13 protein-coding genes, 1 pseudogene and 1 riboswitch are annotated in these 10,273 nt (G+C 51.4%); of the genes and pseudogenes, 11 read left to right on the forward strand and 3 right to left on the reverse strand.

Going from position 1 to position 10,273, the window contains the following annotated elements; all coding sequences use genetic code 11:
- Positions 1-143: 143 nt before the first annotated feature.
- Positions 144-659, reverse strand: a complete 516-nt coding sequence (locus BLW97_RS17380) for an alcohol dehydrogenase catalytic domain-containing protein (RefSeq protein ID WP_075324088.1) — start codon at positions 657-659, stop codon at positions 144-146.
- 120 nt (positions 660-779) lie between these two features.
- Here BLW97_RS17380 and BLW97_RS17385 point away from each other — a divergent pair, with 120 nt between their 5' ends.
- Positions 780-1,169: a winged helix-turn-helix transcriptional regulator gene (locus tag BLW97_RS17385; protein WP_075324089.1), complete on the forward strand. Its 390-nt coding sequence runs from the start codon at positions 780-782 to the stop codon at positions 1,167-1,169.
- A 381-nt stretch (positions 1,170-1,550) separates the two neighbouring features.
- On the opposite strand, the gene BLW97_RS17390 is transcribed toward BLW97_RS17385, so the two are convergent.
- Together BLW97_RS17390 and BLW97_RS17395 are read right to left on the reverse strand one after the other, a co-directional pair.
- The gene (locus BLW97_RS17390) at positions 1,551-2,384 is read right to left on the reverse strand and encodes a sulfite exporter TauE/SafE family protein (RefSeq protein WP_065975051.1); all 834 of its coding nucleotides are present in this window, start codon (positions 2,382-2,384) and stop codon (positions 1,551-1,553) included.
- Between the two features lie 71 nt (positions 2,385-2,455).
- Entirely contained in the window at positions 2,456-3,418 is a 963-nt protein-coding gene (locus BLW97_RS17395) for a DMT family transporter (RefSeq protein WP_065975049.1), read from the reverse strand.
- Between the two features lie 601 nt (positions 3,419-4,019).
- Between BLW97_RS17395 and BLW97_RS17400 the strand changes: the two genes are divergently transcribed.
- The 10 genes and pseudogenes from BLW97_RS17400 to BLW97_RS17440 all read left to right on the forward strand — a co-directional run bounded on the left by BLW97_RS17400 (position 4,020) and on the right by BLW97_RS17440 (position 10,142).
- A complete protein-coding gene (locus BLW97_RS17400; RefSeq protein ID WP_075324090.1) occupies positions 4,020-4,415 on the forward strand; it encodes a VOC family protein in 396 nt (131 codons plus the stop codon).
- On the forward strand, positions 4,415-5,158 hold the full coding sequence (locus tag BLW97_RS17405) for an SDR family NAD(P)-dependent oxidoreductase (protein WP_075324091.1): 744 nt from the start codon (positions 4,415-4,417) through the stop codon (positions 5,156-5,158). Before BLW97_RS17400 ends, BLW97_RS17405 begins: the two co-directional genes overlap by 1 nt.
- A gap of 163 nt (positions 5,159-5,321) precedes the next feature.
- Positions 5,322-5,464, forward strand: a riboswitch (FMN riboswitch).
- A gap of 97 nt (positions 5,465-5,561) precedes the next feature.
- Positions 5,562-5,699 carry a 3,4-dihydroxy-2-butanone-4-phosphate synthase gene (locus BLW97_RS20140; RefSeq protein WP_241781399.1) on the forward strand — a complete coding sequence of 46 codons (138 nt, stop codon included), beginning with the start codon at positions 5,562-5,564 and terminating at the stop codon, positions 5,697-5,699.
- Positions 5,700-5,731: 32 nt separating this feature from the next.
- Positions 5,732-6,259: a 3,4-dihydroxy-2-butanone-4-phosphate synthase gene (locus BLW97_RS17410; RefSeq protein ID WP_241781398.1), complete on the forward strand. Its 528-nt coding sequence runs from the start codon at positions 5,732-5,734 to the stop codon at positions 6,257-6,259.
- A gap of 177 nt (positions 6,260-6,436) precedes the next feature.
- Complete coding sequence (locus tag BLW97_RS17415) at positions 6,437-6,967, forward strand: hypothetical protein (protein WP_065973811.1); 531 nt, start codon at positions 6,437-6,439, stop codon at positions 6,965-6,967.
- Positions 6,968-7,059: 92 nt separating this feature from the next.
- Positions 7,060-7,500 carry an SRPBCC domain-containing protein gene (locus BLW97_RS17420; protein ID WP_075324092.1) on the forward strand — a complete coding sequence of 147 codons (441 nt, stop codon included), beginning with the start codon at positions 7,060-7,062 and terminating at the stop codon, positions 7,498-7,500.
- Positions 7,497-8,132, forward strand: coding sequence for a transglutaminase-like domain-containing protein (locus tag BLW97_RS17425; protein WP_075324093.1), 636 nt, complete (start codon positions 7,497-7,499; stop codon positions 8,130-8,132). Before BLW97_RS17420 ends, BLW97_RS17425 begins: the two co-directional genes overlap by 4 nt.
- A gap of 13 nt (positions 8,133-8,145) precedes the next feature.
- Positions 8,146-8,805 (forward strand): FMN-binding negative transcriptional regulator, encoded by a 660-nt coding sequence (locus BLW97_RS17430; protein WP_075324094.1) that lies wholly within the window; start codon positions 8,146-8,148, stop codon positions 8,803-8,805.
- Positions 8,802-9,344: pseudogene (locus tag BLW97_RS17435) on the forward strand (DJ-1/PfpI family protein). Before BLW97_RS17430 ends, BLW97_RS17435 begins: the two are co-directional and overlap by 4 nt.
- 381 nt (positions 9,345-9,725) lie before the next feature.
- Complete coding sequence (locus BLW97_RS17440) at positions 9,726-10,142, forward strand: NADH pyrophosphatase zinc ribbon domain-containing protein (RefSeq protein ID WP_075324095.1); 417 nt, start codon at positions 9,726-9,728, stop codon at positions 10,140-10,142.
- Positions 10,143-10,273 lie beyond the last annotated feature (131 nt).

Here is a 10,273-nt window from a genome sequence, read left to right on the forward strand (position 1 = left end):
TTGTCCAGATGATACAGACGGCGCACTTTGGCTATGGTTTCCATGCAAATCACTCCAGTTTCCTCCCGGCAAATCCGGCAGGATATCAGGTGGTCAATTTACACGCTGTTTTCCACCCAATTCTGGCAACTTTTGCACGCTGTTTAACAGGCTGCCAACTGAATCGCCATGGACCCCACCCCACCCGCTCCACCGATGATGAGAAGGTGATGGGTGCTTTCTGGAAGGTGTTGAACCTGCAGTCGATCGAAAAGCATTTCGTAGGCGGTCAATGCTGTGAGTGGTATTGCAGCAGCTTCCGCAAAATCCAGACTTTGGGGCTTGAGTGCAACAATACGCTCATCCACCAACTGAAACTCAGCATTACTCCCTGGGCGATGAATTGCACCTGCGTAATAAACGGCATCGCCGGGCTGGAACAGGGTACAGGCTTCACCTGTGGCAACGACGACACCGGCAGCGTCAAAGCCGAGAACCCGTTGTTCTCCTGGAGATGGACAAACTCCTGCTCGTATTTTCAGATCAGCGGGATTAACAGAAACGGCTCGCACTTCTACCAGCAAATCGTGACCGGTTGGTTCAGGTGTTGGCAGTTCCACTGTGTGCAGCAAAGTGGAAGAGGATTGTGACAGATTGGCATCATAGGCTAACGCTTTCATATGAATTCTCCTGCATTGTGAATGTTTTTAGAGTTTATCCCTATGATTTATATTGACAAGTACGCACATTATTGATATATAGTGACTAAATAGATACTTAGTGTGATTATAGGTACTGGAATGGCACGTAAGCTGAATGATAACTTTCGTTGTGCTCCCGGTTGTTCCGTGGAGGCCACGCTCAGCGTTCTCGATGGTAAATGGAAGGGAGTGATTCTTTTCCATCTCTTGGAGCGCACCATGCGTTTTAACGAAATCAGGCGCTTGCTGCCCAGCATCACACAGCGGATGCTGACTCAGCAGCTAAGGGGACTGGAGGCAGATGGATTGATCATTCGTAAAGTCTATGCGCAGATCCCGCCCAAAGTTGAATATACCCTCAGTGAATACGGATGCACACTGAAACCCATCATTCTGGCAATGCAACAATGGGGTCAGACGTATTTTAGAGGCGACCGAAGCAGGATTGGTGGGGAACAAAAAATGGGGGAAGATACGGCCACACCCTAGCCGATTATTCTGCGTTATTTTAGCCTAATGACAACTGTTAAACACACGGCGCCACATCCTTTCTTGGAAAGGGATCCTCAGTTCACCGAGAGATTGAAAGCATTACCGGGAATATGAATCGGGTCTTGGGTGAGTCCTCTTGACGCCGACTTCCGCTGAAAGCTAACCAATCCCAGGTACAGTTTGACCTCCAAGCCTCTATGCTGAATCTTCTATGGCTCTGGCTTAACCAACCACAGCCACCATTTATTTCGCCACAGTTTTCTACAAGAACGCTCTCTGCCAGCAGCCATCTGGTCACAATATTGGAAAATTACACCCAATATTGTGCTTTTTCAGTATAAAAATAATTCACCATCCTGTTAACTGTAGCATCAATCTTTAAGCTAAAAAAAGCACCGTAAGTGCCGTAACCAACAGGACTACACTCATCAATCGCGTCAGATGCTCCTTCCTCAAACGGACAGACAAATGTGGGCCTATCCGTGATCCAGCAATCGCCCCTACACTTAATAGGGCGGCAGCTATCCAATCTACATGACCAAGAATGGCCTGCACAACGCCCGCAACGCCCGCGTTAAAAATCATCACCATCATGGAGGTCGCGGCTACCATGGCCGCTGGCATTCCCAAAATGAGCAACATACCGGGCACCATGATGGATCCACCGCCAACCCCAACCAAACCAGCAAGGATACCAGCAGGGAAAAAGACCATCGCGGCTAATGGCAAATTAATCGCATAAGCGACCGTACCACCCGGATTGTCCACGGATTCCTTTACTCTGACTTCTCCTTTGTATTGTTTTGAAAAAGTTATTCGCAAAGATCGGTTTGGCCTGAAAAACAGATAGCTTGCGACCAATAAAAGATCAACGGCAAAGATTTCCATAAACAGTCCGGTGGAAATATCTCCTGCCAGCATCGCCCCGATTATCGCCCCAGGAACAGAAAATCCAGCGAGAACGCCACCCAGTTTCCAGTCAATCAAATGATGTCGCGCATATTGGCTGGCACTGATTATTGCTGTCACAAAAACCACGATTATAGAGGTTCCAGCCACCTTTGCAGGGAGAAAAGCCATGCCGAGCAGCAAGAAGGGAACAATAACAAAGCCTCCACCCAATCCAACCATAGAGCCGATCAAGCCCCCCAGAAACCCGGCAGCAAAATATTCAACGGTAGGAAGCAATGTGATGAAGTGCATTGAGGACATATACTCTCCCGGTAAAATTTTCGAAACTCCAGACGCAAGGCTGTCTGGCAAAAAGGGGCGAAACTGGACCCCTATGACACCCAGTGAATATCTGGAGCGATAATGCAGAGAGCACCGATGACAATGAGCAATGTTGCAATGATTTCGGCACGACCCAAGTGTTCCTTGAGGACATGATGACCGAAGAGAAAAACCAACAGTGTATCGATCTGTCCCAGCCCCCGAACCAGGGCCACTTGGGTTAGAGCAAAAGCGCTGAACCAAGCCCAAGAACCCAGGGCCGATAATATGCCAACGGACCAAGCTACGCGCCACCCGCCCAGACATTCCCACAACTGGTCCTGTTTTCGCCAGAAAAGATAGCCGCCTTGCAGTATGGTTTGCATAAAATTGGTCACTAAGAGAATCCACAACCCCATGATTAGCGGGGAAAGTCCAGGGTCCAGTTCGCGGCTTGCTGCACGTAGAGCGATGGCACTCAAGGCAAACCCTAAGGCGGCTGCCAAGCCATATCGTGCTGCCGGTTGCCCCAGTCCTCGCCAGAAACCAGAGCTAATGATGCCCCAACCCTTGGTCCCGAGCGCTAGAACACCAGCTAGAGCCAGAAAAATACCAACAAGAGCCAGCGGTTGTAGTTGCGCACCCAGGAATATGGTCGTCAGAATAACCAACTGGGCAGACTCGGTTTTGGCATAGGCTGTGCCGGTCACCAGTCCATGACTATGAAACGAACGGACAAGGAACAGTGTTCCCCATATCTGAGCCAACCCTCCAGCTAGACAGAACAGCCAAAATTCTGGATGACTGTACCGGAAAAGTGCCGGACCAAATTGACCAAGGAGGACCAGGAAGGCTAGAAACTCCAGGGGCATGGCATACAGGAAGCGGGCAAAACTGGCAGCATCGACACTCAGCTGGCCTTTTAATTTAGCCTGCAACCCCGTTCGCCATGTCTGCATGAGCGCAGCGAAGATCGTGACGGGAATCCACAGAGGAATATGAAAGAGGCCGATAAGCAAAGAATGGGCTTGCATAGTAATTTAATCTCGCAACCATCTGGATATATAATGGATTATAAAAATAATTCAGTGTGTTATTGTAATAATTTTGCGATAGGCGCTCATCCAGGAGGCTGATTGCCATCGCACAAATACCACGCTAGTCCGGGTAAGTGATGATATACGGCCGGAACAGTCTGACAACGATGATTTAAGCTGCCCAAGAGGATTCTCCTGTCGGTTCGAGACGATGGGAGAACTATACGCGACAATTCCCGGCAGATGCTTGCGCATTATGACTGTATTGCGCCTGTTAGCGCATTATTATTGCCACATTTGCTATTTTCAAGATTCGATATTACACCGCGAAAGCCGCAGAACCCAAAACGCCTCTGGATCGGCATACTGTGGTCAGAAGGATTGCGAAGGGGTTATCCGCGAGTTCGAGGGAGACTCTGCTGGGTGTGTACCAGTTACCAACTTTATTTTTATCCTACACAACAGACTGGATAATGACGGTCAGGCCACTTGTCTAATTACCGTCAGCGGTTGCCTGCATCTCCTTGTTACCGACTGGGTTATCACGTAGTTCTTCTGTGTTAAATTAGGCCCTCCTCCTTGTGGCCCGAGACTCCCCATGCAAATCGACCGACTGGATCATCTGGTGCTGACTGTGCAGGATATGTCTGCAACCATTGCCTTTTACTCGCGAGTGTTAGGCATGCAGGCTGTCACTTTTGGCGAGGGGCGCAACGCCCTGGTTTTTGGGCAGCAGAAAATTAATCTGCATCCGGCAGAATGTCCCATTGCTCCGCATGCGGCTCATCCTGTTCCTGGATCAGCAGATTTGTGCTTCATCGCTCAGGGAGGCATTCACGAGTTGCTCGCCCATCTCCGGAACTGTGGTGTTGCCCTTGAAGCGGGTCCCGTGCTCCGCACTGGGGCCGCAGGTCCGATTACTTCGGTCTATTTTCGGGATCCCGATGGGAATCTGCTGGAGGTGTCCATTTATGACTCGGGAATTAAACGATAATGACTGATCGGACGCGTGTTGCATTAGTCACCGGCGCGAGCTCCGGCATTGGCCTCGCCATTGCACAGCGTTTGACTCAGGCCGGATATCGGGTGGCCCTGCATTCCCGCGCTTCCTCAGCTGCAGGCCTTCAAGCAGCAGCGACACTGGCGGGCGCCCATTATTTTCAGGCGGATCTTCTGGACGAGGCCGCACGCCGTGAACTGATCCATCAAGTGGTTGCGCACTATGGTCGGCTGGATGTGTTGGTCAATAATGCGGGTGCGTCCAGCGTGATTGCGCATGATGATTTATGGGCCGCAACCCCGGACATCTGGCATCGCCTCTACGAGCTCCATGTGGTCGCACCCTGGCAGCTTATTGCGCTTAGCGAGCCTTACCTGCGCGCCGCATCGACAGGTGAACAACCGGCATCCGTGTTAAACATCAGCTCGCATGCCGGGGTGCGGCCCAAGGGTGCTTCTATTCCTTACGCTGCCAGCAAAGCCGCATTGAATCATGTTACCCGTTTACTGGCTAAAACCCTGGGACCCTGTATTCGGGTAAACGCTATTGCTCCAGGATTGGTGGATACGCCGCTGACCGAGAATTGGGGCGATATTCGTGCGCGGTGGATACGTGAAGCGCCTATGCGCCGCAGCGCGAGTCCGAAAGATATTGCCGATGTGGCGTTGATGCTGACCGAATCGACTTATCTAACGGGTGAAGTGATGATGGTCGATGGCGGCATGAATTTGCTATAATCATGGGAACAAACCCTGTGTTGTATCAAAGCATAAATATAGGGATTGCAGCTTTACCAGAGCGTGTGTAGTTCATTCTCATAGATTTCCCGCCGATGCTTAATGAAATCCCCTGCCAGCCAGACTATGTTGGCCTCTCAGCAAAACCTGTGTTAGCTTTTAACCTCATCTTCAGGGCGGGGTGAAACTCCCCACCGGCGGTAAGCCCGTTTCAGGGTAAGCCCGCGAGCGCCTGCCGTTGCAGGGACAGCAGATCTGGTGAAAATCCAGAGCCGACGGTCATAGTCCGGATGGAAGAAGATGTTGATGCACGAGAAACGGGTAGCCTTGCGGCTGCCCGAAAGCGTGTGTTTGCGCCTGCCCTGAAATGTTTTTCGCCTTTGCTTTTTGCGAGGAGCGTTTCATGTCTATTGAATCACCTGTTTTACTGAAAGATGTCTGTCCTTCGCGTCCTGAATGGGACGAGGCTCTGGAAGCTGTCCGTTGCGGTCGTCCAGTCATTCTGAAAGATGATGCCGATCGAGAAAATGAAGGGATCTGATTGTCGCCGCCCAATGCATTACCGAAGAAAGCATGGCGATGCTGATTCGGGAATGTAGCGGAATCGTGTGTCTCTGCCTGACCCCTGAGCATGTGACGCGCCTGGAGCTTCCCCAGATGGTCACCAACAATCAAAGTCGCTATGGGACGGCCTTCACCGTGTCTATTGAGGCCCGAGAGGGTGTCAGCACCGGCGTATCCGCTGCAGACCGGGTTAGCACCATTCGTGCGGCCATCCACCCGGATGCACGACCCCAGGACCTAGCCAGCCCCGGTCACGTGTTCCCCCTTCGTGCCCATCCTGATGGTATTCGGGGCCGACGCGGGCATACGGAAGGCTCTGTCGAACTCGCGCGCCTGGCGGGGCTGGCCCCGGCTGCTGTACTTTGCGAATTGATGAATCCCGATGGCAGTATGGCGCGAGGTGCAGAGATTGATCGTTTTGCCGCCCGGCACGACTTGCCCGTCATTACCATGGATGATGTTTTGGGTATGGTTAGTCGACAACTGCTTGTGAGTACAGTCAGTATTTCCCAGCCTTGGAATGAGGGGTTATGCTGATCTCAAGGTCAGCAGGTTGGGAATGTCTGCTATGGTTTGGTGGCGTTGCGCCTTTGATGGAGGCAAACTCACGCGGTTAGGCAGAGTATAACCGCCATATCAAGATCTGAAGCGATTTGTGGAACAATGACGAAACAAGACCGTTTATGGTGCCGACAGAATCTGAAGGATGTACACATGATTTACACCGTTGAATGCAGCTTCACCGACCCATCTGCAGAGGATGAATGGAACATCTTCTACAGCGATGAAAAATTGCCTGCGTTAATTTCTGTTAGAGGATTTCTCACCTCACAGCGATTTAAGTTGTCCGAAGGTATGAATTCGGTGCCCACTTATCTCACTATTCATACTATTGCCAATGAAAGGGTTATTGAAAGTGCTGATTATCGCCAAAATGGTGGCGGCAATTTTTCAAAATGGCAACCCATGATTACAAACTGGCACAGGAATATTTATGGAGGGATCGAACGGTTCCCAGATGTCATAAGTGATCAGCGATTGTTGATGAGCAATGAAAGTGGTGACGCATTAAGAGCGCTGGGTTTTCAAGTGCTACATCTATGGGCATCAGGATTAGATCGAACACCAATGGAACGTTGGGTGGCGATTTCCTGCAACCTACCAGATCCCGCGCCTCATCTGAAAGCGGAAGGAATATGTGTATATGCCCCGATGGGGAATCAATTGCAGAGTGATTCCCTGTAATTGTCGTATTCAGAAAATTAAATATAATTTTTTATTCTATGGTGCATCGCAGCGAAGGTTAATGTATTTTTTCACAACGAAGAAGGATGACCATGCATCAAATCGTGACACAAATTGATATTGCGGCATCACCGGAGCGTGTGTGGTCCATCCTCACGGATTTCCCCGCCTATCCGCAATGGAATCCCTTCATTCACGCGATTTCCGGAGCAGCAAAGCCGGGAGAAAAGTTGCGTGTGACCATTCAGCCCGAGGGACGTCGGGCCATGGCCTTCCGGCCGAGGGTACTGAAAGCAGCCAATCAACAAGAGCTCCGCTGGCTCGGCCGCTTGGGAATCCCGGGCCTTTTTGATGGAGAGCACTACTTTCAACTCACCACGATCAGTAATGGGCACACGCGGTTCACCCAGGGAGAGCAATTCTCAGGCATTTTGGTGGGTGTGTTCCTATCCAGCATGGAAGCGGCGACAACAGGGGGGGTTCAGGCCATGAATCAGGCATTGAAGAATCGCGCGGAGGCGAATGGGGAATGAAAGATGCCCAGCCGTCGCCGCACTTCCTGATGGAAAGTGCCATCGTCGATTATACCCATGCCAATATCCGCAAGTTGGCCGCCACGCTGTCATCTGACGATCCAACGACAACCGCCAGGCATTGCTTCGAATGGGTACGCGATCACATTGCGCACAGCATGGATTTCCACCGGGAAGAAGTGACCTGTGCCGCGTCGGAGGTGTTGCAGCAGGGAACTGGCCTATGCACCGCGAAAAGTCATCTGCTCGTGGCCTTGTGGCGTGCCAACCAAATCCCTGCCGGATTTTGCTATCAACGGCTGACGCTGGATGGTCCCAATCCGCCTTACTGCACACATGGTTTCACCGCAGTCTGGCTGGATGACCAGGGCTGGTATCGTTGTGACGCGCGCGGCAACAGCAAGCCCGGAATCCACTGCGAGTTTACCCCCGGACAGGAGAATCTGGCCTATCCGACCAGGTACATTGGTGAGCATGATTATCCGGAAGTTTGGGCCGAGCCCTGGCCAGAATTGGTCACTGCCATGGAACATCTGCCAAACATAACGCAATATCGAGCTCATCCCATTGACGCCTGCCCACCTGCGGCAGGTCTGTGTGTCAGCGCACCTGCCGCGCTGAGCAGGCAATAACAGGAGACCGCTTATGTATTGCCCCGAAACATTTGCAGAAACCCGACCGGAAATTTTGCGGGCCTTGATCCAGTCGCATCCTCTGGCAACGCTGGTCAGTCTGGGCGGCCATGGTCTGGAGGCCAATCATATTCCCCTGTACCTTGCTCCAGATACAGGCTCTCAACCGGTCCTGCAGGGGCATGTCGCCCGCGCCAACCCGCTGTGGCAAGAGGCCCATTCGAATGCAGAAGTTTTGGCAATCTTTCAGGGACCAGAACACTACATCAGCCCCTCCTGGTACGCGACCAAGGCGGAAACCGGCAAGGTGGTGCCCACCTGGAACTATGTGGTGATCCATGCCTATGGCCCTCTGCAGGTCCGGGATGATCCGGCGTGGATACGACAACAGATGACTGCGCTGACAGCGCAGCAGGAAAAGAATTTGCCTTTGCCCTGGCAGATGGAGGATGCCCCCCATGACTTTACGGAACAGCTCATTCAGCAGGTAGTGGGGGTAGAAATTCCCATCACCCGCTGGCAGGGCAAGTGGAAAGTCAGCCAGAACCAGCCACGCCTTAACCGGGATAGTGTGCTGACGCATCTTGAGCAGTGCCATCAACCGGACTCGGAAGCCATGGCCGAACAGGTTCGGAACCGCCTGGAAGGCAGTAAAAATGGGTCTTCCCAATGAAGTTGACGGTAGGCTTTTTAGTGTTTCCCGTACTGCAACTGCTGGATCTGGCCGGACCTTATGAGATGTTTTCCGCTTTATCGGATTGCGAGATCCACCTGTTTTGGAAAACCCGGGAATCAGTGGCTTGTTCGACGGGTATGCGTTTTTACCCGACAACCACACTGGATGAAGGGCCGCCAGTGGATGTTCTCTGTATTCCCGGCGGAGCTGGTATCAATGCCTTGCTGCTTGATCAGGAAGTACAGGCATGAGTACAACGCCAGGCGATGACGGCGCAATTTGTCACCTCTGTTTGCACGGGGGCTCTGCTGCTCGGCGCGGCGGGACTGCTCAGCGGGCGACGCGCGACGACGCACTGGCGGTATCACGATCTGCTCGCCGAATTGGGTGCGATCCCCGTTCGGCGTCTTGTGATTGGTCAGTTTTCAGCAGAGATCAGCGTCAAGATTGTTCATCCAAGACCAGATCAATATTCTGGCATTTACTACTCTTCTTCAGCGAGTTGGGGAGCCAATTTTCGTGACATAGTGCGGTAAAATCCTGACGCTGACGGGTGGTTAACGGATAACGCTGATTATGATTAACAGTAATGTCTCATTATACTCAGTTTTTCGGCTTGCCTGGTATTGTGAGAATCAGTACATTAGCAATAAAGGGAAAACACTCACGAGACAGAATGGTGCATTGCGTCTCGTACGCCCACAGGAAGATCATCCCATGTTATACGGCATCTATAGTACCATTGGATTCACTTTGGGAATCATAGTGCTCACACTGGCAACTTCCTTTCTAATTGCTTACGGTTTTATCAGGAGTGACAAATAATCGACTCGCATCCATCACCATTTACCCCTGATTATGGCGTATTCCATAGTTCCGATCACTCTATTGAATTTACATTCGTTGGGCAGGATTTAGTGCTTGGAGAGGCCGAAATTTTTCCATCTCAGGTGAATATTAAATTTGAAACACTTGGGCAGAGTTGCGAGACCCTCATCTTTGGTTATTTAGGGGGCATACCCTGCAAGATGACGATTTGGCCAGAAAACCTTGCAATTCCAGCTGGTCTTATTCGAGCAGATTTCTTCCACCTTTTTGGGTTATGGGCACAAGGAGAACTTGATGCTATGTCCAGAGCTCGACAACTTGCCGCATGGTTGTGCCAAAACAGATTTTGTGGCGTTTGTGGACAACCAATGCAAACCCGTCCTGATGAGCCGATTCGTGAATGCACCTCCTGCAAACACAAAATCTATCCAAGAATTTCGCCTGTTTCCATTGGCTTGGTAATGAAGGAAAATGAGATGCTATTAGCACCAATAATGTTTAGTTAGTAACGATCACGGCGCACGGGTTACAGGGAACCCTTAATGGATCGCCTCTATCCCTGATTGGATATGAACTCATTTTTCGGCGCACTCCGCGTGGGTTACGCTTACCCCGACTGGTAACAGCGCGACCGGAA

This window comes from Acidithiobacillus albertensis (assembly GCF_001931655.1).
Lineage (GTDB): Bacteria > Pseudomonadota > Gammaproteobacteria > Acidithiobacillales > Acidithiobacillaceae > Acidithiobacillus > Acidithiobacillus thiooxidans.